Below are 22,072 nucleotides of genomic sequence, written 5' to 3'. Positions count from 1 at the left end.
ATCGTGATCCCGAGGATGGTGAGTCCGGTGATACCGACATCCCGCACCACTCCGCCCGACCGGCAGAGCACGCCACCGCCCCCGACAGGGGTGACCCCGCTGACCGAATCGGGGGCGCGCAGCCACGTGTCGGGCGTCTGTTTCAAGATCGGACCACCTCGACTGGTAGGTGTCGAAGTCGAGTGGTTCGTCCACGACGACCGATGTCCCACCCGGCCCGTCCGGCCGGACCAGCTCCACGCCGCACTGGACTCGCTGCCCCTCGGCGGGCCCGCCGGCGATTCGCTCCCCTCCGGTTCGCGCCTCACGCTCGAACCCGGCGGACAGGTCGAGCTCAGCTCCCCGCCCGCCGACGGCCTCCTCGCCTGCGTCGACGACACCCGGCGCGATCTGACCGCCCTGCGGGCCGCCTTCGCGGCGCAGGGCCTTCGACTCACCGGCACCGGTACGGACCCCCTGGCCCGGCCCCGCCGGATGGTGCTGGACCACCACCCGCGCTACCTCGCGATGGAGCGCTTCTTCGACTCCGCCGGGCCCTGGGGCCGGATCATGATGACCGGCACCGCCTCGGTGCAGGTGTGCCTGGACGCCGGTGACACGGGCGGTCCGCACGCGATGGAGCGCCGCTGGCAGCTCGTCCACCGGCTGGGTCCGGTGCTGGTCGCCGCCTTCGCCAACTCCCCGCTCCTGGACGGGAAGCCGACCGGCCACCGGTCGACCCGGCAGACCGTCTGGTCCCGGATGGACCCGACCCGCACACTGGCCCCGGCGCCGGACCACGGCGATCCGCGCGAGGCCTGGGCCCAGTACGTGCTGGACGCCGAAGTCCTGTGCATGCAGCGGCCGGAGGGGCTTCCGTGGACCGCCCCGCCCGGGCTGACGTTCCGCGACTGGATCCGGGGCGCGGGTGAACGCCCGCCCACGCTCGCGGACTTGGACTACCACCGCACCACCCTCTTCCCCCCGGTGCGCCCGCACGGCCACCTGGAGCTGCGGATGGTCGACGCCCAACCGGGGGACGGCTGGATGGTGGTCGCCGCCCTGGTCACCGCACTGCTGGACGACCCGGTGGCCGCCGACACCGCGCTGGCCGCACTGGAGCCGCTGGAGTGCCGGGACGGCCCGCGCCCGCCGCGCAGCGAAGTCTGGCGCCGCGCCGCCACCCTGGCCGTCGCCGACCCGGAGCTGCGCCGCGCCGCCCTCACCTGCTTCGCCGCCGCCGACGCCGCGCTGGGCCGCCTGCCCGGCGCCGGGTGGCTGCGCACCGCCGTCGCCGAGTTCGCCGAGCGCTATCCCGCGCGCGGCCGCTGCCCGGCCGACGACCAGCTGGACGCCCTGCGCTCCGGCACCCGACGCACTCCCCCGGAGGAGGCCGCACCATGACCGACGTCCGACCGAACGGCCCGACCACAGCCCCCGCCGCCGGGGTCGAGGCGAACGGCACCGGGGGCCTGCCCGGCACCTCCAACGGCTCCGGGGGCCTGCACGGCACCTCCAGCGGCACCGAGCACCTGCGCGGCACCGAGCACCTGCGCGAGACCATCGCAGCCGAACTGCTGGCCGCCCGCGCCCGGACCGCCGCGCTGACCGACTGCGTCGAGGACGGCGACCTCACCGCCCAGCACTCCCCGCTGATGTCCCCGCTGGTCTGGGACCTCGCGCACATCGGCAACCAGGAGGAGCTGTGGCTGCTGCGCAACGTCGGCGGCCGTGACCCGATGCACCCGGAGATCGACCCGCTGTACGACGCCTTCCAGCACTCCCGGGCCGAACGCCCCGCCCTTCCCCTGCTGGCGCCCGCCGAGGCCCGCGCGTACGCCCACGACGTGCGCGGCCGGGTGCTGGACCTGCTCGCCGCCAGTCCGCTGGAGGGTGCGCCGCTGCTGGAGGCCGGGTTCGCGTTCGGGATGATCGCCCAGCACGAGCAGCAGCACGACGAGACGATGCTGATCACCCACCAGCTCCGCAAGGGCGAGCCGGTTCTGGCCGCTCCTCCGCCGCCGCCCCCACCCGCCGACGCGGCCACGCTGCCCGCCGAGGTCCTCATTCCCGCCGGGCCGTTCACGATGGGCACGGACACCGAGCCGTGGGCGCTGGACAACGAGCGCCCGGCGCACGTCGTCGACCTGCCGGCCTTCCTGCTGGACACCACACCCGTCACCAACGCCGCCTACCAGCGGTTCATCGCGGACGGCGGCTACGACGACCCGCGCTGGTGGACTCCGGAGGGCTGGGAGCACCGGCGCCGCGCCGATCTGACCGCCCCGCTGTTCTGGCGGCGCGAGGGCGGCCAGTGGCTCCGCCGCCACTTCGGCTCGGTCGAACCCGTACCGCCGAACGAGCCGGTGCTGCACGTCAGCTGGTACGAGGCCGACGCGTACGCCCGGTGGGCCGGGCGACGGCTGCCGACCGAGGCGGAGTGGGAGAAGGCGGCCCGGCACGACCCGGCCGGGGGCCGCTCCCGCCGCTACCCCTGGGGCGACGGACCGCCCGGCCCCGAACACGCCAACCTCGGCCAGCGCCATCTGCGCCCGGCCGGCGCGGGCAGCTACCCGGACGGCCAGTCCCCCTACGGCGTGCGGCAGTTGATCGGCGACGTGTGGGAGTGGACGGCCAGCGACTTCCGTTCCTACCCGGGCTTCCGCGCCTGGCCGTACCAGGAGTACTCGGAGGTGTTCTTCGGCCCGGAGTACAAGGTGTTGCGCGGCGGCTGCTTCGCGGTGGCGCCGGTGGCCTGCCGGGGCACCTTCCGCAACTGGGACTATCCGGTCCGGCGGCAGATCTTCGCCGGGTTCCGCACCGCCCGCGACGCGGAGCGCGACTGATGTGCCGCCACATCGCCTACCTGGGCGAGCCCGTGGCGCCGCGCGAGCTGCTGGTGCACCCGCCGCACGGTCTGTACCGGCAGTCCTGGGCGCCACGGACGCAGCAGTACGGCACGGTCAACGTGGACGGCTTCGGCCTGGGCTGGTACGCGGACGGCGACGAGGTGCCCGCCCGCTACCGCCGGACCGGGCCGATCTGGGCGGACGAGAGCTTCGCCGACCTGGCCCGGGTAGTCCGCACCCGGGCCCTGCTGGCGGCCGTCCGCTCCGCCACCGAGGGCTGCGCGCCGGGCGAGGGCGCGGCCGCACCGTTCGCCGCCGAGCGCTGGCTGTTCAGCCACAACGGCGCGGTGGCCGGCTGGCCGGGCAAGCTGGACGCGCTGGCCGGGCTGCTCCCCCCGGCCGAGTTGCTGGAGCTGGAGGCGCGCACCGACTCGGCCCTGCTGTGGGCCCTCACCCTGCACCGGCTGCGGGCCGGCGCCGGGCTCGGCGAGGCCCTGGCCGCCACCGTCGCGGACGTGGCCGCGCACACCGGCGGGCGGCTGAACCTCCTCCTCACCGACGGCACCGCGATCGCCGCGACCGCCTGGGGTGACAACCTGCACCACCGCACCCTGCCGGGTCTGGGCACGGTGGTGGCCTCCGAGCCGTACGACGACGGACCGGGCTGGACGGCCGTCCCGGACGGCTCGCTGCTGCTGGCGGACGCCGGCGGCGTCACCGTCCAGCAGCTCCCGAACCAATACTGACCACTCCCACTCTCCCTTCATCTTCTGAACAGAGGAACCACCCTGTCATGGACACCTTCGATCTGGTCCGACTGCTGCCCGCCGACCACTTCAGCACCGCACTGCACCACGACGTGCGGCACGGACTGACCGCCGCACCCAAGTGGCTGCCGCCGAAGTGGTTCTACGACGCGCGGGGCAGCGAGCTGTTCGAGGAGATCACCCGGCTGCCCGAGTACTACCCGACCCGCGCCGAACGGGCCATCCTGACCGCCCGGGCCGGCGAGATCGCCGCCGCCACCGGCGCCCGCACCCTGGTCGAGCTGGGCTCCGGCTCCTCCGAGAAGACCCGGCTGCTGCTGGACGCCCTGCGCGCGCTCGGCACCCTGGAGACGTACGTCCCGGTGGACGTCTCCGAGAGCGCGCTGACCGCGGCCGGCGCCGCGCTCGCCGCCGAGTACCCCGGGCTGGCCGTGCACGGCGTGCTCGCCGACTTCACCGCCCGGCTCGGACTCCCCCCGGAAGGCGGTCCGCGGCTGGTCGCCTTCCTCGGCGGCACCCTCGGCAACCTCCTGCCCGAGGAACGCGCGGCCTTCCTGAGCCGCCTGCGGGCCGCCCTCGACCCGGGCGACTTCCTGCTGCTCGGCACCGACCTGGTCAAGGACCCGGCAGTGCTGGTCGCCGCCTACGACGACGCCTCCGGGGTCACCGCCGAGTTCAACCGGAACGTGCTCAACGTGCTCAACCGCGAACTCGGCGCCGACTTCGACCCGGGCGCCTTCGAGCACGTCGCACTCTGGGACGCGGAGCGGGAGTGGATCGAGATGCGACTGCGCTCGCTGCGCTCACAGACCGTGAAGATCCCGGCCCTGGACCTGCCGGTGCACTTCGAGCAGGGCGAGGAGCTGCGCACCGAGGTCTCGGCCAAGTTCCGCCGGGAGCGGGTCGACGAGGAGCTGGCGGCGGCCGGGCTGCGGCTGGACCACTGGTGGACGGATCCGGAGGGCCGGTTCGGGCTCTCGCTCTCCACCCCCGCCTGAGGGGGAGCGGGGGCGCGCCGGAGCGGCGGACGGGCAGCGGGGCAGGTGAGCCACGGGCGGGTGAGTCGCGGGGCGGGTGAGCCGCGGGCCGATGAGCCGCGCACGGGGCCCCGGCACGCCCAATTTGCCTTTTCACCTTACGAATTCTCAATGGCGAAATCGAGGCCCCGATGTACAAGAGTTAAACGAACGGGCTTACGATCGCGCTACCGAGCTCAGCGTTGAGTACCAGGAGTCAGATCGTGAGCGTCACCCAGAAGCCCTCCGGGGCGGTCGAGGCCCCCGCGCCCGGCCGCCTCGGCTTCGTCGTCTTCATCACCGCAGCCGCGGCCCTCGGCGGGTTCCTGTTCGGCTACGACAGCTCCGTGATCAACGGCGCCGTCTCCGGCATCCAGGACAAGTTCGGCGTCGGCGACGGCGTGACCGGCCTGATCGTCTCCTCGGCCCTGCTGGGCTCGGCGATCGGCGCGGCGCTGGCCGGCCGGTTCGCCGACCGGTACGGCCGCATCAAGGTCATGAAGGTCGCCGCGCTGCTGTTCGCGGTCAGCGCCGTCGGATCGATGCTGCCGTTCTCCGCCTGGGACCTCGCCCTGTGGCGCGTCCTCGGCGGTGCGGCCATCGGCATCGCCTCGGTGATCGCCCCGACCTACATCGCCGAGGTCGCACCGACCAAGTACCGGGGCCGGCTGGCCTCCTTCCAGCAGGCCGCGATCGTGCTCGGCATCGCGATATCCCAGCTGGTCAACTGGGTGCTGGCGCGGGCGGCCGGCGGCGACACCCGGGGCCAGCTGCTCGGCCTGGAGGCCTGGCAGTGGATGCTCGGCATCTGCGTCGTCCCGGCCGCGGTCTACTTCGCGCTCTCCTCGGTGATTCCCGAGTCCCCGCGCTTCCTGATCCAGGCCGACCGCCTGGCCGACGCCCGCAAGGTGCTCGCCGCGGTCGAGGGCGAGGGCGTGGACACCGACGCCCGGATCGCCGAGATCCAGGCCCTGATCGCCTCGGACCACCGCCCGCGCTTCCGTGACCTGCTCGGCGGCCGGTTCGGCCTGCTGCCGATCGTCTGGGTCGGCATCGGACTGTCGGTGTTCCAGCAGCTGGTCGGCATCAACGTGATCTTCTACTACTCGTCGATCCTGTGGCAGTCGGTCGGCATCGACCAGAGCAACTCGCTGCTGATCAGCTTCATCGGCTCGGTCATCAACATCCTCGGCACCGTGATCGCGATCGTGCTGGTCGACCGGATCGGCCGCAAGCCGCTCGCCCTGATCGGCTCGGTCGGCATGGCGGTCGCCCTCGGCGCGGCCGGCTGGGCGTTCTCCTCGGCCACCGGCAGCGGCGACAACCTCACCCTGCCCGACCTGCAGGGCACCGTCGCGCTGATCGCCGCCAACGCCTTCGTACTGTTCTTCGCCATGTCCTGGGGCGTCGTCGTCTGGGTGATGCTCGGCGAGATGTTCCCGAACCGGATCCGGGCCGCCGCGCTCTCCGTCGCCGCCTCCGCGCAGTGGATCGCGAACTGGGCGATCACGGTGTCGTTCCCGTCGATGTCGCGGTGGAACCTGTCGGTGACCTACCTGATCTACGCCGCCTTCGCGGCGCTGTCCGCCCTCTTCGTGGCCAGGTACCTGAAGGAGACGAAGGGCATCCGCCTGGAGGACATGGGCTGACGCCCGGACGCCGACCACCGGACGCCTCGCGTCGCACGTCGCACGTCGCACGTCTGCAGTCCGTCCGACGCCGGCAGTCCGTCGAACATCGGCTGATCCGACTGTCGGACCTTCGGCCCCCGCACCCTAGCGCGCTCGGCGCGGGTGCGGGGGCCGAATCGTTCACTCCCAGCGGCGGACCGCGCACATTCGGTACTCCTGTCCCGACAGGAGGGATGTGTCCTTGATCTTCAACCGGCTTCGCACGCGCACACCCGCGGCCGCCGCGCCCACCGTCGGCTGCCCGTACGCCCACACCCACACGCACGCGCAAGCGCAAGCGCGCCAGGCCGAGCCGACGCACGCCGTCCGGCAGCCGTACCCGACGGAGCCGACGCACACGGCGCAGCCGCAACCGCTGCCCGGCCCGCAACCCGCGCCCGCTCCCCCGCCGTTCACCGACCCGGGCCAGGCCGCCGACTTCGTCCGGCAGTTCCACCGCGAGCAGCCCGCCGCCGGGGATCCGGAACCGCGCCTTCGCGCCGTCCTCGACGAGATCGACCGCACGGGCAGCTACCGGCACACCCCCGCCGAACTCGCCTACGGCGCCAGGCTCGCCTGGCGCAACGCCGCCCGCTGCATCGGCCGGCTCTACTGGCGCAGCCTGATGGTCCGCGACCTGCGTCACCTGTCCGCGGCCGACGACATCGCCGCCGAGTGCTTCGAGCACCTGCGGCTGGCGGGCAACGGCGGGCGGATCCGGCCGGTGGTGTCGGTGTTCGCCCCCGACCGCCCGGGCCGCCCGGCCGCGCGCATCCTCAACCAGCAGTTGGTCCGCTACGCAGGCCACCGCACCGAGGGCGGCCCCGTCGGCGACCCGGCCGGCACGGTGCTCGCCGCCCGGGCCCGCGACCTGGGGTGGAAGTGCGCCGAGGAACGCTTCGAGGTGCTGCCACTGCTGATCCAGGAACGCCCGGGCGAGCGCCCGGCCTGGTACGAACTGCCGGACGACACCACGCTGGAGGTGGCACTCAGCCACCCCGAGCACCACTGGTTCGCCGACCTCGGGCTGCGCTGGTACGCGGTGCCCGCGATCAGCGACCTGACCCTGGAGATCGGCGGGGTGCGCTACCCCACCGCGCCGTTCAACGGCTGGTACATGGGCACCGAGATCGGCGCCCGCAACCTCGCCGACGCCGACCGCTACGACATGCTCGGCACCGTGGCCGAGCGGCTCGGGCTGGACACCTCCAGCGACCGCACGCTCTGGCGCGACCGCGCGCTGATCGAGCTCAACATCGCGGTGCTGCACTCCTTCCAGGAGGCCGGGGTGACGATCGCCGACCACCACACCGAGTCGGAGCGCTTCCTCAAGCACGTCGCCCAGGAGAAGCGGCTCGGCCGGCCCACTCCGGCGGACTGGAGCTGGATCGTGCCCCCGGTCTCGGGCGGGCTGACGCCGGTCTACCACCGGTACTACGACCCGGTGGACCCGGCGTTGCGGCCGGCCTTCGTCCCCCGCGTGCCCTGGTAGCCCCATCCCGTTGCCCCGGTGGCGCCCGGCCGTCCTGGTGCTGCCTGGCCTTCCCGGAGCTGCCCGGCCGCCCCGCTGCCCGCTGCACCGGCGGTGGGGCCGGTGGAACCGGCTGGGCCGCCGGGGCGGCGTCAGGCGCGCTCGGGAAGGCGGGCGTAGCGCAGGGCGAGGCCTTCGAGCAGCGCCTCCAGGCCGGTCTCGAAGGCACCCTCGTCGACCGCCCCGCGGTGCCCGGCCAGCCGGTGCGCCTCGCCGAGGTGCGGGTAGTCGGCCGCGTCGTAGACCTCGGCGTCCGCCGGGAAACCGGCCGCGAAGGAGGCCAGCGCGGAACCGGTGACGAAGTAGCGCATCAGCGCGCCGATCCGGGTCGCCTGGCCGCGCGGCCACCCGGCGTCGACCAGGTGGCCGAAGACCGCGTCGGCCAGGCGCAGTGCGTTCGGCCGACGCCCCGGGCCCTGCGCGAGCACCGGGACGATGTTGGGGTGGGCGGCGAGGGCGGCCCGGTAGGAGCGGGCCCAGTCGTACAGCGCCTCCGGCCACGGGGCCCCCGCGGCACCGAACATCGACAGGTCGACTTCGCCGATGACGCTGTCCACCACCGCGTCCAGCAACTCGTCCTTGGTGGCGAAGTGGTTGTAGAGCGACGGCCCGCTGACCGACAGCTCGGTGGCGAGGCGACGGGTGGACAGGGCGTCCAGCCCCTCGTCGTCGATCAGCCGCAGGGCGGCGACGACGATGCGCTCGCGGCTGAGCAGCGGGGTGCGTGGACGGGCCATCTCGGCGACTGCCTCCGGTTCCTCCGGTCGGGTGCGGTGGGGACCGATTCTGGCAGGTGCCCCTTCCCAGCGCGGGCCGGCCGGGGCTACAGTCCCTCCATAAAACTTGCAGCGCTAGTTTAACGCCCGGAGCCGCTGTGACAGCCGTGGCAGCCGCAGTCGGCATCGCCGGCGCCGTCGCCGCCACGGCAGCCGTCGCCGTATCCGAGGCCGCGGCCACAGCCGTAGCCGCAGCCACCGCCGGGCCCGAGTCGGGAGAGCCGCCGTGAACCTGGAACTGTCCGAGGAGCAGAGCGCCGTCCGGGACCTCGCCGCCTCCTTCACCGACCGCGAGATCGTGCCGTACGCCGCCGAGTGGGACCGCGTCGAGTCCGTCGACCGCGCGATCATCGGCAAGCTGGCGAAGGTGGGCTTCCTCGGGCTGACCATCCCCGAGGAGTACGGCGGCAGCGACGGCGACCACCTCGCCTACTGCCTGGTGCTGGAGGAACTCGGACGCGGCGACTCGGCGGTGCGCGGAATCGTCTCCGTCTCGCTCGGCCTGGTCGGCAAGTCGATCAACGGCTTCGGCACCGAGGAGCAGAAGCGGCACTGGCTGCCCCGGCTCACCTCCGGCGAGGCACTCGCCTGCTTCGCCCTCACCGAGCCCGGCACCGGCTCGGACGCCGCCAACCTCACCACCCGCGCGGAGCGGGACGGCGCGGACTGGCTGATCAGCGGCAGCAAGATGTTCATCACCAACGGCACCTGGGCCGACGTCGCCCTGGTCTTCGCCCGCACCGGCGGCAGCGAGCCCGAACACCAGGGCCACCGGGGCATCACCGCCTTCCTGGTCCCCACCGACCTGCCCGGCTTCACCCGCACCGAGATCCACGGCAAGCTCGGCCTGCGCGGCCAGGCCACCGCCGAACTCTCCTTCGAGGACGTCCGGGTACCGGACAGTGCCCGGCTCGGCGAGGTCGGCAAGGGCTTCACGGTCGCGATGGCCGCGCTCGCCAAGGGCCGGATGTCGGTCGCGGCCGGCTGCGTGGGCATCGCCCGCGCCTGCCTGGAGGCCGCGGTCCGCTACGCGGGCGAGCGCGAACAGTTCGGCCGGCCGATCGCCTCGCACCAACTCGTCCAGGAACTGCTGGCCGGCATCGCCGTGGACGTCGAAGCGGCCCGACTGCTCACCTGGAAGGTCGCCGACCACATCGACCGCGGCCTGCCGTTCGCCACCGAGTCCTCCGTCGCCAAGCTCTACGCCAGTGAGGCCGCCGTCCGGTCCGCCAACAACGCACTGCAGGTGTTCGGCGGGTACGGGTTCATCGACGAGTACCCGGTCGGCAAGTACCTGCGCGACGCCCGCGTGATGACCCTCTACGAGGGCACCAGCCAGATCCACCAACTGCTCATCGGGCGCGCCCTCACCGGCGTCAACGCCTTCTGACCCCCGCAAGAGCATCCCCGCCCACCTCACAAGGAGCCCGACGACGTGCGTCCCGTCTACTTCGCCGCAGCCCGCCGCACACCCATCGGCCGGCTGCGCGGAGCGCTCGCCACGGTCCGGCCGGACGACCTCTCGGCCACCGTGCTGCGCGCCCTGCTCGCCGACGTACCCGCCCTCGACCCGGCCCGGATCGACGACGTCTACTGGGGCGCCGCCAACCAGGCCGGCGAGGACAACCGCAACGCCGCCCGGATGGCCGTCCTGATGGCCGGCCTGCCGGAGACCGTCCCCGGAGCCACCGTCAACCGGCTCTGCGCCTCAGGCCTGGAAGCCGTCACCCTCGCCGCCCGGGCCATCGGCTCCGGCGAGGCCGACGTGGTCCTGGCCGGCGGCTGCGAGTCGATGACCCGCGCCCCGTTCGTCCTGCCCCGCCCCGACGAGGCACTGCCGCACCGGATGGAGACCTACGACACCCGGCTCGGCTGGCGCCTGACCAACCCCCGGATGGCCGAACTGCACGGCGTGCTCAGCATGGGCGAGACCGCCGAGGAGGTGGCGAGCCGGTACGGCATCGACCGCGAGCGCCAGGACGCCTTCGCGCTGCGCAGCCACCAGCGGGCCGCCGCGGCCCGAAAGGACGGGCACTTCGACGCCGAACTGGTCCCGGTCGAGCGGCCCGACGGGGTGACGGTCGGCCAGGACGAGAGCATCCGCGAGGACACCAGCCTGGCGAAGCTCGCCGGCCTCAAGCCCGTCTTCCGCGCCGGGGGCACCGTGACGGCCGGGAACGCCTCGCCGATGAACGACGGCGCGGCCGGGCTGGTCCTGGTCAGCGAGGAGGCGCTGCGCGACCTCGGCCTGCAGCCGCTCGGCCGGTACGTGGCCGGCGCCTCGGCCGGGGTGCACCCCGACGTCATGGGCATCGGTCCGGTGCCGGCCACGGCCAAGGTGCTCGGGCGGGCGGGCTGGTCGCTCGCCGACCTGGACACCGCCGAACTGAACGAGGCCTTCGCCGCCCAGGCGCTGGCCTCCGCCGACGGCATCGGGTTCGACCCCGCGCAGGCCGACGAACTGGTCAACCCCAGCGGCGGGGCGATCGCCCTCGGCCACCCGCTGGGCGGCTCGGGCGCCCGCATCCTCACCACCCTGCTGCACCGGATGCGCCGCACCGGCGCCCGGCGCGGCCTGGCCACCATGTGCGTGGGCGTCGGGCAGGGTACGGCCGTGCTGGTCGAGAACGCCTGACCGCGGGCGGGTGACCGGCGGCGGACAGCGGGCCGAAGGGCAGCAGTACGGCAGTAGGCAGTGGGCAGTAGGCAACAGCCGACGGCTGACAGATGACAGATGACAGATGACAGATGATGAAATCTGTCATCCGTCGGCCGTCTTCACACTCTTCCAAGGAGTTCACATGGGGCGTTTCGCGGGGAAGGTCGCCGTGGTGACCGGCGCGGCACAGGGCATCGGGGCGGCCACCGCCCGGCTGCTGGCCGAGGAGGGCGCGGCGGTCGCCGTGGTCGACCTCAGTGCCGAGCGGGCCGCCGGGACGGTCGCCGAGATCACCGCCAAGGGCGGCACCGCCCGGGCGTACGGCTGCGACGTGGCCGACTACGACGCCGTCGACGCGGTGTTCGCGCAGGTCGCGGCCGATCTCGGCGGTCTGCACATCCTGGTCAACAACGCCGGGATCACCCGGGACAACCTGTTCTTCAAGATGCCCAAGTCCGACTGGGACGCGGTGCTGACGGTCAACCTGACCAGCGCGTACAACTGCAGCCACGTCGCGCAGAAGTACATGGTGGCGCAGAAGTACGGGAAGATCGTCTCGCTCAGCTCGCGCTCCGCCCTCGGCAACCGGGGCCAGGCCAACTACGCGGCCGCCAAGGCCGGCATCCAGGGCCTCACCGCGACCCTGGCGATCGAGCTCGGGCCGTTCAACATCAACGTCAACGCCGTCGCCCCCGGGTACATCGCCACCGCCATGACCGCGGCCACCGCCGAGCGGGTCGGCAGCACCGCCGAGGACCACCAGACCGAGGTCGCCGCCCGGACGCCGCTGCGCCGGGTCGGGCAGCCGGAGGAGGTGGCGTCGGTGGTCGCCTTCCTGGCGAGCGAGGACGCCTCGTACGTCAGCGGGCAGACCCTGTACGTCAACGGCGGGGCCCGATAGTCCGGGTGATCCGGAATTTCCAGGGGTCCTGGTTGAACCGACCGGCCCCCAGTGGATACGCTTGATATTCATTGAATATCACTGACGTGTCATCAGATGGCCGTCCCAGGTGCAGGGTTACCTTCACCTGGGACGGCCTTTACCTTTTCTCGTGGCCGAGCATGACCATGACCTTGATCGTATGACCCCACCAAATGACTATGGCATGATCATGTGGCACTCGATGGGATGGCCCAACCGACCCGACCGGACCAGGTCGGGCCCTGCGTCCCAAGGAGTTCCATGGGCAGCCCCGCTCCCCTCCGCCGCGCCCTGGCTCTGCTCGCCGTCGGAGCCACCGCTCTGACCGCCGGCACCATCGCCGTACCGGCCGCCGGCGCCGCGACCGCCGCCCCCTCGCACGACCTCACGGGCGTCCACGTCCGCCCCGCCTCCTTCGGGCACCACAACGCCCAGGCGCGCCCCGCCCCGCTGACCACCACCCAGTGCGTCAGCCAGATCGGCCTCCACTGCTACTCCCCGCTGCAGTACCGCGCGGCCTACAACCTGAACCCGCTGTACGACCAGGGGATCACCGGCAAGGGACGCACGATCGTCATCGTCGACTCCTTCGGCTCGCCGACCATCCAGCACGACCTGGAGGTCTTCGACAAGCAGTGGGGCATCCCGGACACCAACGTCGAGGTGGTCAAGTGGGGCAACGTCCCCGTCTTCGACCCGAAGAACCCCGACCACACGGGCTGGGCCGGCGAGACCACCCTGGACGTCGAGTACGCCCACGCGGTCGCCCCCGACGCGCACATCGTCCTGGTCGAGACCGGAGTCGCCGAGACCGAGGGCACCACCGGCCTGCCCGAGATGATGGACGCCGAGAAGGCCCTCATCAAGTCCGGCCGCGGCGACGTCATCTCGCAGAGCTTCGGCGCGACCGAGAACACCTTCCCCGGGTACGACAAGGGCGACTTCAAGTCCCTGACCGACCTGCGCTACGCCTTCCAGGCCGCCGCCGACCGCAACGTGACGGTGCTCGCCGCGTCCGGCGACAACGGTGCCACCGACGCGAAGGAGAACGGCACCGACCTCTACCCGTACAAGGTCAACTCCTGGCCGTCCTCGGACCCGCTGGTCACCTCCATCGGCGGCACCCAGCTCACGCTGGACGACTCCGGCAAGCGCACCGCGGCCGACAAGGTGTGGCACGACCAGTCCGGCGCCGGCGGCGGCGGCGTCTCCGGCATCTTCGAGCGGCCGTGGTACCAGGCGGGCGTCGCCAACGTCACCGGCAACCACCGCGGCACGCCCGACATCAGCATGAGCGCGGCGGTCGACGGCGGGGCCTGGACCTACGAGTCCTACGACCCGACCGCGGTCGGCTGGCACCTCACCGGCGGCACCAGCGAGGCCACCCCGATCTTCTCGGGTGTCGTCGCCCTCGCCGACCAGCTCGCCGGCCACCGCCTCGGCCAGCTCAACTGGCGCCTGTACGGCCTGAGCCTGCTCCCGAGCCAGTGGAGCGGCATCGTGGACGTGAAGGACGGCGACAACGGCTGGAACGGTGTCACCGGCTACAACGCCACGGCGGGCTACGACCTCGCCAGCGGCCTGGGCACCATCGACGCCTCGAAGTTCGTGCACGCGATCGCCGGTCGCTGACCGCGTAACGGCTGACAAGTAACAGCGGACAGATAACAGATTTCGAAATCTGTTATCTGTCCGCTGTTTTCTGTTACCCGCTACCCGTTACCTGTTGTCCGTCCGCTGACTTTCGTCTTTTCGGCTTCCGGCTTCCGGCTTCTGCTACCCGGCTTGTGGCACGCGTCAGCCGGTGGCGGCCAGTTGGGCGAGGTAGCGCTCGGCGGCGCGCAGCTTCCGGCCCTCAGGACCCGGAAGATAGGCGCGCAGCTCGATGATCTCCGGGGCGATGCGGATGGCCTCCGCCCGATCGGTGATCGAACGCCAGCATGCCTCGGCGTTGGTGGCCGCCTGCTGGGTCTCCGGGTGGTCCGGGCCCTGCGAACGGAGCAGCGTCAGGGCCACCTCGCGGTAGATGTCCGCGGCCTCGGCCGGGCGGCCCGCCAGCCGACACACGTGCGCCCGGACCTGGCGGACCTGGAGAACCGGTTCGGAGACGGCTCCGTGCTCAGCGATCGCCTCCAGTTCGAGGGCGAACGCCAGGTCGGTCGCAGCAGCGTGGTCCCCGGCATCGGCGCTGCGGACGATCCGTCCGATGATCTCGCGGTAGTCCGGGCGGGGCAGGCCGGCCTCCGGCGCATCGGCTGGGGCCTCGGCAGGCGCATCGGCGGGCGCATCGGCAGGCGCATCGGCGGGCGTCTCGGCCGCTACCTCCGCCGAAGCGGGCGGCGCGTCGGCCGGGGCCTCGGCGGCGGGCACGTCGTCCTGCGGCGTGACATCGGCCGACGGAGCGTCAGCAGACGCGACCTCGGCGGGCACGGCATCGGCCGGGACGGCGTCCTCGGGTTCCTCGGCGGCCTCCGCCGGCCCTGCGGGCTCTGCCACGTCCTCGGCGGCGTCCACGGCGGCTTCAACGTCCACGACGTCTCCGGACGCCGTCGCCTCCGCCTGCGGGAGTTCATCCTCGATGAGGACGTCCTCGGCCTTCGCGCCACCGCCCTTCAGGAGCGTGACTCCGGCCGTGGGCTTGCCGGCCTCGGAAACGGCGGTCACGGACGAGGCCGGGTCGGACGAGGTGACCGTCTCCGTGCCGTCTTCCGGCACGACGGCGGCCGGCGCGGTCTTGCGCAGGGTCACGCCCGGTCCGGCGACCGCCTCGACCACCTCGGCCACCTCGGCCACCTCGACCACCTCGGCCACCTTCACCAGGCTGACCGGGCGGGCCGGGCGGGGCGGGGTCGGCGGCACCCCCGGCTTGACCAGGCTGACCGGGCCGCCGTCGGTGGCCGTCGCGGCCGTAGTGGGCGGGGCGGTCACCGACCGGGTGGCGGTGCCGTCCGCGGGCCGCGTCTGGCGCGGCAACACCGGCGCCGCGGGCGGCGGGAACTGCGTCGGGTCCATGGCCGGCACCGCGTCCGCCACCGGCGTCACCGGCATCGCGTCCGGGGTCGACGCCGTCTCCGTCGGCTGCGGCGTCTCGGCCGACAGGGCGTCGCCGCGCCGGGCCGTGTTGCGGAAGAACGGGCGGTCCGGCGCGTGGGTGGCCAGGATGACCACGTCCGGCCGCAACACCGAGTAGACCTGCTGCCGCAGTTGTTCGGGCGCGAGCACATCGCCCGCGCCGGGGCGCCCGCCGTGCAGCGCCTCGATCAGGGCGCGGGTGAAGGTGCCGATCTGCTCCGGGTCCGGGCTGACGACCGCCCACAGCGGAATGCCCTCGCTGAGCGGTGAGACGGTGCCCTGGAGGTACGGCCAGGCGTTCTGGTCGGCGCTCAGGTCGGCGATGACGAGGGTCTGCCACTCGGCCGGACGGTGGCTCAGCTCGGCGGCGACGGCCTGCCAGGGCAGGCCGTCCTGCTTGGCGTCGCGCAGGGTCAGCTGGAGCTGGCCGCCCCGCTTGTCGGCGACCACGTGGCCGCCCACGTGCACCAGCAGCGGCCCCGGGTGCCGGGACGCGGCGCGCAGGTGGGCGAGGACGGTGTGCGGGTCGCTGGCGCCGGGGAGGTGGACGGCGTCCACCGCGTCGGCGGCGAGCAGCACCTGCGGGGAGACGGCGGCGAGCATGGCCGAGAGGACCGGCGCCTGCGCCGGGCCGCCCCGGCCCCAGGTACGGCGGCCGGAGTTGCCGTACCCGCCCTCGATCACCAGGATCCGCCCGCGCGGCGCGGCACCGAGCCCGCCCGCACCGGCGACGGCGGCGCCCGGTGCGCCACCCGGCAGCCCGCCCGCGGCGGGGAACGGCGGCGGCGTCGCCGGGCCTGCCGGGCCTGCTGCCGGAAGACCGGTGAGGGTCCACCCGGTGGGTGGGACCGGCGGCGCGACGGGGGGCGCGGACGGCGGCGTGGGCGCCTGCGCGGGCTGATGCCCGACCGGCTGCGGGCCGGACGGCGGCGCGGCGGCCGACACGAACACGGGGGCGGTCACGGGAGGCGGCGCGGTCACGGGCGCCGCGGCAGTCACGGGCGCCGCGGCAGTCACCGGCGCAGGAGCGGGAACAGCTGCCGGAGCGGGCACGACCGGAGGCGTGGGCGGCGGCTCGTAGAGCGCGGCCGGGCCTGGCGGGTGTTCCTCGGACGGAACGCGCGGGGGTGGCGGTACGGCGTCCCACGGGCCCGGATCCGCTGCCGGGTCGGGACCTCCGGGACCCGCTGTGGTCTCCGCCATCTCTTGGTCACCGCCCCGCCCCGCCGCTCCCGCGGCGTCTGATGCCCTTGCCTGCGTGGTGCTTGCCACCACACTCCGTGCGCGCCACCCTACGAGATCCCCGCGCACCCTATCCAGGCCGGGTCTCCGATCGGCACGCCACACCACCCGTGATGCCCGCTATGGTGCGATCATGACCGTTCCCGGCCGTCCCCTGCTGTTCCTCGACGTGGACGGCCCGCTCATCCCCTTCGGGGCCCCTCCCCCGGGCGGCTACCCCACCTACGGCGGCCCCTCCCGCGCCGGAACCTCCCCCGGCGGCAACCCGTTGGTGGCCCGCGCCGACCCCGCCTGGGGGCCGCGCCTGCTGGGCCTGCCGTGCGACCTGGTGTGGGCGACGACCTGGCTGGACGACGCCAACGCGTGCCTCGCGCCGTGGCTCGGCCTGCCGCAACTGCCCGTCGTGGACTGGCCGGTGAACGAGGATCCGGTCGACGAGGAGCCGGTGGACGAGGCGAACGCCCCGCTCGGGGTGCACTGGAAGACCCGCGCACTGGTCGCCTGGGCCGCCGGGCGTCCGTTCGCGTGGGTGGACGACGAGATCACCGAGGCGGACCGCCGGTGGGTCGCGGCCCACTCTCCGGCCCGCACCCTCCTCCACCGGGTCGATCCCCGACGCGGCCTCACCGAAGCGGACTTCACCGCTCTGGCCGCCTGGCTGCGCACCGTCTGAGACCGAACCCTCAGACCGGGGCCCGAGGACGGACCACCGGGCGGCCCGAGGCGTCGAGCCGTGCGCAGCGGCCCACGATGGGACCGGGAGGTCGCGGACGCTGACGCCTGACAACGACGCGCCGCGGCCGCGTGGCATCCGTCGGTGCCACGCGGCCGCGGCAGGTCAGTTCCCGCCTCGCGGCCCTCAGGACCCGGCGAGCAGGTCCCTCAGCAGGGCGACCGTGTCGGCGTCGAGGTCGCGGCCGGTACGGCGGCTGAGCGCGTCCAGGCGGTTGACGGCGCGCAGGAGCTGGTCCCGGGCGCCCGCCGAGGCGTAGGCGTAGAACAGGTCCCGGTGCAGGAGTTCGACGTCCGGGGCGACGGCGAGGCCGCGGAAGACGGCGGCCTCGGCACTGCGGTGGTCACCGTACTGGAGGCGGCGGGCGGCCAGTTCGTGGGCGGTGTCGACGATCGCCGCGATCATGTCCTGGCGCTCCGCCTCGGCCCAGCCGAAGGACGCGGGCGGGGCCTCGGCGAACGGGGCACCCCGCACCAGGGCCAGCGCGTGGGCGAGCGCGGCGTCAGCGGTGGCGCTGGTGCTGCGCATGCCGCGCCGGTAGAGGCTGCGGAACTCGTCCCAGTCGCAGGTGACCGTGGGGGCGAAGGAGTAGCCCTCGGTGCCTTCGACGGGCAGGAAGGCCAGGCCGTCCGGCGAGGTGCCGAACCAGGCCGCCAGGTCGGCGAGTTTGCCGGGCAGCGGGCTCTTGGCGTCGCCTGCGGTGGGATGCGGGTCGAGGTGCGCGGCCCCCGGGTGCAGGTCGTGGTCGAGGGCGTGGTGGTCGGAGCCGGGGCGCAGCGCGAGGTAGACGGCGAGCTCGGTGAGCCGGGGCAGCGCGCCGGGTTCGGCGCTGCCGAGGGCACCGGCGACGTCCACCGGGCCGAGCAGCCGGATCCGGGGCGCGTTGCGGGGAGCGTGCGCCTCGGGCGAGCGGAGGATGCCGAGCAGGTCGTCGCTGTCGCTGCGGCCGGACGTGGTCCGGGCGACCGGTGCGACGGCGGCGGGGCCGGGCTCCACGGCCACGGGGCCGGAGGCCACGGCGGCCGCGGGGGCGAGGGCGGCTTCGGTCTCGCCGCGCTCGTCGCGCTCGCTGCTTTCGTCGGTTTCGTCTGCCTCGGTCCGCACGGCGGCCTCGGCGCCGGCCGCGGGAACGGGCGACGGCGCCGGCGTCGCCGCATCGACGGCCTGCTGTCCCGGGGCCTGCGCACCCGGTTCCGGAAGGCCGCCTTCCGACTCGACCGGCTGCGACTCGACCGGCCGCGACTCCACCGGCTCCGGGACGGCGGGCTCCGCGGCAGCAGGCCGTGGCACGACGGGCTGGACGGCGAGGACGACCGTCCCGGCGGTCTCCGCCGCGGCCTCCACCGCCTCGGCGGCGGCCTCGGCCACGGCCTCGCCGCCGATGCCCTCGCCGCCGATCCCCTCGGCGTCCTCCCCAGCGCTCCTCCCAGGCTCCTCCCCGGTCCCGTCCGGCGCGCTCGGCCGCCGCAGGTCCCGGGTGGTTTCGTCGGCTGCCGCCTGCCGCCCTTGCCCGTTGACGGCGAACCGCGCCGGGCCGACCGGAACCGAAGTCGGGCCGGGGACCGGACCCGGCAGCGGGGTAACCGGGTCGGTGCCCGCGAAGGGACTGGCGCCGGTGCCGATGACCCGGGCCAGCAGCCGGGGCCCGGCGGCGGCTCCCGCGCCTTCCTCGTCCGCACCGCCAGGGGCTCCGACGGCGGCCAGCACCGGTACGGCGCGGGGAAGTTCGGTGGTGTCGGTGTCCTCCGGTCCGTCGAGGGTCCAGGCCGGGGCCGGGTGCTGGGTGGTGTCGTCGGCGACCCTGAGCAGTTCGGCGACCTGGTCGTACTGGGGTCCGCTGAGCCGCTGCAGTTCGACGGTGAGGTGCAGGCCCGGGATGGCGGCCTGGCCGCTGGTCGGCAGGGTCCAGCGGGCGACCGGGCCGGTGCCTCGCTCGGGGGCGCGGGTGATGACGGCGACGCAGGTGCGCGGGCGGGCGTCGAGCAGCCTGCCGAGCTCCGCCGGGATGTCGCCGCCGGGCTGATGCGCGCAGAGCACGATCTCCGGCGTCCAGGCCTCGTCGGCCTGGCCCCGGCTGCGGGCGTCCCGCGGGCTGGCGGCCTCGGCGGCGACCAGCGTGGCGCGGGCCTTGGCGGTGCGCGGGCCGAGGGCGGCGAGCGCGGCCTCCAGGGTGGCGTGCCGGTGGACGCGTTCGGCGGCCGGGCCGCTGATCGGCACCTCTTCGGCGAGGTCCACCAGGTGCAGGTGGAGCCGGTCGGCGAGCGGGCTGTGGGCGAGCTCGACGGCGAGGGTCCGCAGCACGTCGCGGGCGTCGTCGGGGTGGCCGGAGAGGTGGAGCAGCCGGACGGCCTCCAGGTCGGCGAGGACCACCGAGCCGTCGGGTGACGTACCGAGGGTGACCAGCGCGGGGTAGGGCGCGGCGGTCTTCCGGGCCTGGGCGGCGCTGAGCATCTCGCCGGATTCGGCGCTGCACCACCACACGTTGGCGGCGTGCGCGGCGCGGAACGGCGCGATCGGGGTCGCCGGGCCGGACAGGTGCAGCTCGACGGTGTGGCCGGGGGTGATCCGGGCGGCGACGATGGCGGGCAGCCGCTTGCCGCCGCGCACGGTGTTCCGGGCCAGGGTGCGCAGGGCACGGTCCAGGAGTTCGAGCCCGGCCTGGTCCTGTCGGGCCATCAGCTCGTTCTCGAAGGCGGCGGCCGCGACGCCGGGCATCGCGATGCGGTGGCGGGGGCGGCGGGCGCGCTGCTGGGTACCGCGCTTGTGGGCGACGGTGCCGACCATGATCGCGGCGAGTAGGACGCCGACGGTGGAGGCCGTCAGGGCGACGGTGTAGTCGCCGCTGGGAGCCGGGTCGGCGTGCGCGGCGGGGGCGGGCGCGGGAGCCGACTGCGGCGCACCCGGCGCGGGCGCCTGGGTGGCGGGCGCTTGGGTGGCGGGAGCCTGGCTCGCCGGCGCGGGCGCCTGCCCCTCCGCCGGAGCGGGCGCGGGAGCAGGCGCGGGAGCCTGCTCCGGAGCAGGCACGGGCGCGGGCACCGGAGCAGGCGCAGGCGCGGGGGCGGCAGCCGCACCCGGCACCGTGAGCACCATCCCGGGCACCACCACGTCCGGGTTCGTCAGCCGCTCGCCGTCCGGCGCCTGCACCCCCTTGTTCGCCTCGAAGAGCTTCGGCCACTCCTCCCCGTCCCCCAACTCCCGCTGGGCGATGGCCGACAGGCTGTCTCCGGCCTGGACGGTGACGGTGTGCCGGCCACCCGAGCCGTCCGACTCGCCGGGCTGCGGCGCCGTCGGCGAGTCCGCCTGCGGGTTCGCAGGCGGTGTCGCCTGTGCCGTCCCCGGTGCTCCCTGGGTGGCGTCCCCCGAGGGCGCCGGCGTCGAAGCAGCGTTCGGGCCCTTCGCCTCGTCCGGTTTGGCGTCCGCCGGCATCAGCAGGTCCCAACCGGGCTGGATCGGCCGGTCGGCGTCGAAGCGGACCCCCGAATCCTCCATCACCCGGCCGTCGTTGAGCTTGGCGATCTCCACCCACCGTTCTCCCGAGCCCAGTTGGCGCTCGGCGATGGACCAGAGGCTGTCCGCGGGCCGGCTGTCACGCACGGTGTACGTGGGCTGCTGCTCGGCGGCGGGCGTCAGGACGGGGGCGGACTGGGCGGCGGGTAGCGCGGCGCGCTGCACGCCCGGGGTCAACTGCGCCTGGACGGCCGGGCTGTGGGCCAGCTCGGGGACGGCCGCGAAGGCCGATCCGGCGACCGGCAGCAGGGCGAGCACCGAGCCGACCAGCCCGGCGGCGAGCCGCTGGCTCCAGCCGAAGGCCGGGATCCGGCGCGCGACCCGGCCGCGCAGCTGGGCCGGGATCTCCAGCAGCACGGAGAACGCGAAGCAGGCCCAGGCGAGCCAGCCGACCACCACCAGCGCCCACAGGAACAGGTGCCCGTCGTCCGGGCTGGTGAGCGCCTCCCCGATGCCGCCGGGCGCGACCTCCCCCATCCCGGCGACCGCCTGGGTGCCGTACAGCAGCAGTGCGGGGACACCGATCAGGAGGACGGCCAGGGCGGCCAGCGCGGCGAGGGCGGTGACCAGGGCTCCGGCGCGGCCGCCCCGGCTCGGCGGTCGGGGCGACGGCGCGGCGGACCGGCGGCCGGCGGCATGGGCCCGGCCGGAGCCGTCCCGGTCAGCATGCGTCCGGTCGGTACGGGTCCGGTCGGTTCGGTCCCGGTCGGTACGGTCCCGCCCGGTACGGTCCCGCCCGGTACGGGCCCGGGCAGTTCGGGCCTGGTCCTTGGCACGTGGCGCGGCCATCAGTCGGTCTCCGCTTTCTCGACTCCGTGGACGAGGGTCGCACTGCCCTTGCCCGTTACCTTCCGATTTCCGAGGGCGCCCAGCAGGGCCGGGTGGAAGTCGGCCTGCACGGTGACGATGACGACCCTGCCGTCATCGGAGAAGTCGACGCTCGCGGATTTGAGCCCGTACAGGCCGAGGTAGGCGTCGGCGGCGGCCTGGGCGTACTGCTGCTGGGCCTTGAAGCCCTTGCCCTTCAGCAGCTCCGCCTGGTCGAGCTGCTGCCCGCCGACCCGCGCGGCCTCCAGGGCGTAGGCGTCGGTGCGCTCGGCGACCCGGAGCCTGCCGCCCGCGTCGATCACCAGGGCGATGACGAGCACGACGTACGCCGCGCAGATCGCCACGAAGAGCGCCACCGCGCCCCGGTCCGACCGGCGCGACGCCCGTCGCCGCAGACGGCTCAGCACCCGCATCCCCCTCCCCCAATCCACACGTCGCTCTCCCCACCGGCCCCCACCGGGCGCCGCTCGGTACCGCTGTGTCATCCCCCGAGCGCTCTCCGCTTGCGTCTCCCCCGCGCG

At 74.2% G+C, this 22,072-nt stretch carries 15 protein-coding genes; 11 read left to right on the top strand and 4 right to left on the bottom strand.

Features of this window, described 5'->3' with window-relative positions:
• Positions 1-27 precede the first annotated feature (27 nt).
• From egtA to IF30_RS0124830, 6 genes are all read left to right on the top strand, one after another.
• A complete protein-coding gene (gene egtA / locus IF30_RS0124855) occupies positions 28-1,383 on the top strand; it encodes an ergothioneine biosynthesis glutamate--cysteine ligase EgtA (protein WP_324605652.1) in 1,356 nt (451 codons plus the stop codon).
• Positions 1,380-2,825: an ergothioneine biosynthesis protein EgtB gene (gene egtB, locus IF30_RS0124850; protein WP_078891657.1), complete on the top strand. Its 1,446-nt coding sequence runs from the start codon at positions 1,380-1,382 to the stop codon at positions 2,823-2,825. The genes egtA and egtB overlap by 4 nt, the downstream gene beginning before the upstream one ends.
• Positions 2,825-3,574, top strand: coding sequence for an ergothioneine biosynthesis protein EgtC (egtC, locus tag IF30_RS0124845; protein WP_030242489.1), 750 nt, complete (start codon positions 2,825-2,827; stop codon positions 3,572-3,574). Before egtB ends, egtC begins: the two co-directional genes overlap by 1 nt.
• Positions 3,575-3,621: 47 nt before the next feature.
• Positions 3,622-4,593, top strand: coding sequence for an L-histidine N(alpha)-methyltransferase (gene egtD, locus IF30_RS0124840; protein ID WP_030242488.1), 972 nt, complete (start codon positions 3,622-3,624; stop codon positions 4,591-4,593).
• Between the two features lie 242 nt (positions 4,594-4,835).
• Positions 4,836-6,260, top strand: coding sequence for a sugar porter family MFS transporter (locus IF30_RS0124835; RefSeq protein ID WP_030242487.1), 1,425 nt, complete (start codon positions 4,836-4,838; stop codon positions 6,258-6,260).
• 397 nt (positions 6,261-6,657) lie between these two features.
• Positions 6,658-7,773: a nitric oxide synthase oxygenase gene (locus IF30_RS0124830; protein WP_051711078.1), complete on the top strand. Its 1,116-nt coding sequence runs from the start codon at positions 6,658-6,660 to the stop codon at positions 7,771-7,773.
• A 131-nt stretch (positions 7,774-7,904) separates the two neighbouring features.
• Here the strand turns inward: IF30_RS0124830 and IF30_RS0124825 are convergent, their stop codons facing one another.
• On the bottom strand, positions 7,905-8,549 hold the full coding sequence (locus tag IF30_RS0124825; RefSeq protein ID WP_030242482.1) for a TetR/AcrR family transcriptional regulator: 645 nt from the start codon (positions 8,547-8,549) through the stop codon (positions 7,905-7,907).
• A gap of 265 nt (positions 8,550-8,814) precedes the next feature.
• On the opposite strand from IF30_RS0124825, the gene IF30_RS0124820 reads away from it, so the two are divergent.
• From IF30_RS0124820 to IF30_RS0124805, 4 genes are all read left to right on the top strand, one after another.
• A complete protein-coding gene (locus IF30_RS0124820; RefSeq protein WP_030242479.1) occupies positions 8,815-9,978 on the top strand; it encodes an acyl-CoA dehydrogenase family protein in 1,164 nt (387 codons plus the stop codon).
• 45 nt (positions 9,979-10,023) lie between these two features.
• Positions 10,024-11,223 carry a thiolase family protein gene (locus IF30_RS0124815; protein ID WP_030242478.1) on the top strand — a complete coding sequence of 400 codons (1,200 nt, stop codon included), beginning with the start codon at positions 10,024-10,026 and terminating at the stop codon, positions 11,221-11,223.
• 166 nt (positions 11,224-11,389) lie between these two features.
• The gene (fabG, locus tag IF30_RS0124810; RefSeq protein WP_030242476.1) at positions 11,390-12,148 is read left to right on the top strand and encodes a 3-oxoacyl-ACP reductase FabG; all 759 of its coding nucleotides are present in this window, start codon (positions 11,390-11,392) and stop codon (positions 12,146-12,148) included.
• Between the two features lie 282 nt (positions 12,149-12,430).
• Entirely contained in the window at positions 12,431-13,801 is a 1,371-nt protein-coding gene (locus IF30_RS0124805; protein ID WP_030242473.1) for a S53 family peptidase, read from the top strand.
• Between the two features lie 165 nt (positions 13,802-13,966).
• Here the strand turns inward: IF30_RS0124805 and IF30_RS0124800 are convergent, their stop codons facing one another.
• Complete coding sequence (locus IF30_RS0124800) at positions 13,967-16,204, bottom strand: hypothetical protein (RefSeq protein WP_030242471.1); 2,238 nt, start codon at positions 16,202-16,204, stop codon at positions 13,967-13,969.
• A 412-nt stretch (positions 16,205-16,616) separates the two neighbouring features.
• Here IF30_RS0124800 and IF30_RS0124795 point away from each other — a divergent pair, with 412 nt between their 5' ends.
• Positions 16,617-17,156, top strand: a complete 540-nt coding sequence (locus IF30_RS0124795) for an HAD domain-containing protein (protein WP_030242469.1) — start codon at positions 16,617-16,619, stop codon at positions 17,154-17,156.
• A 186-nt stretch (positions 17,157-17,342) separates the two neighbouring features.
• Here the strand turns inward: IF30_RS0124795 and IF30_RS43910 are convergent, their stop codons facing one another.
• Together IF30_RS43910 and IF30_RS0124785 are read right to left on the bottom strand one after the other, a co-directional pair.
• Entirely contained in the window at positions 17,343-21,512 is a 4,170-nt protein-coding gene (locus tag IF30_RS43910) for a LysM peptidoglycan-binding domain-containing protein (protein ID WP_051711066.1), read from the bottom strand.
• Positions 21,512-21,958, bottom strand: a complete 447-nt coding sequence (locus IF30_RS0124785; protein ID WP_158835452.1) for a hypothetical protein — start codon at positions 21,956-21,958, stop codon at positions 21,512-21,514. Before IF30_RS0124785 ends, IF30_RS43910 begins: the two co-directional genes overlap by 1 nt.
• Between the last annotated feature and the right edge of the window lie 114 nt (positions 21,959-22,072).

This window comes from Streptomyces sp. NRRL S-350 (genome assembly GCF_000719705.1).
GTDB lineage: Bacteria > Actinomycetota > Actinomycetes > Streptomycetales > Streptomycetaceae > Kitasatospora.
Note: the sequence above shows the minus strand (reverse complement) of the source record. Positions and strands in the feature narration are given on the sequence as shown.

Coding starts and splice junctions, on each gene's coding strand:
- egtB (WP_078891657.1), top strand. CDS start 1,380: ATGACCGACGTCCGACCGAACGGCCCGACCACAGCCCCCGCCGCCGGG.
- IF30_RS0124805 (WP_030242473.1), top strand. CDS start 12,431: ATGGGCAGCCCCGCTCCCCTCCGCCGCGCCCTGGCTCTGCTCGCCGTC.
- IF30_RS43910 (WP_051711066.1), bottom strand. CDS start 21,512: ATGGCCGCGCCACGTGCCAAGGACCAGGCCCGAACTGCCCGGGCCCGT.
- egtD (WP_030242488.1), top strand. CDS start 3,622: ATGGACACCTTCGATCTGGTCCGACTGCTGCCCGCCGACCACTTCAGC.
- fabG (WP_030242476.1), top strand. CDS start 11,390: ATGGGGCGTTTCGCGGGGAAGGTCGCCGTGGTGACCGGCGCGGCACAG.
- IF30_RS0124795 (WP_030242469.1), top strand. CDS start 16,617: ATGACCGTTCCCGGCCGTCCCCTGCTGTTCCTCGACGTGGACGGCCCG.
- egtC (WP_030242489.1), top strand. CDS start 2,825: ATGTGCCGCCACATCGCCTACCTGGGCGAGCCCGTGGCGCCGCGCGAG.
- IF30_RS0124825 (WP_030242482.1), bottom strand. CDS start 8,549: ATGGCCCGTCCACGCACCCCGCTGCTCAGCCGCGAGCGCATCGTCGTC.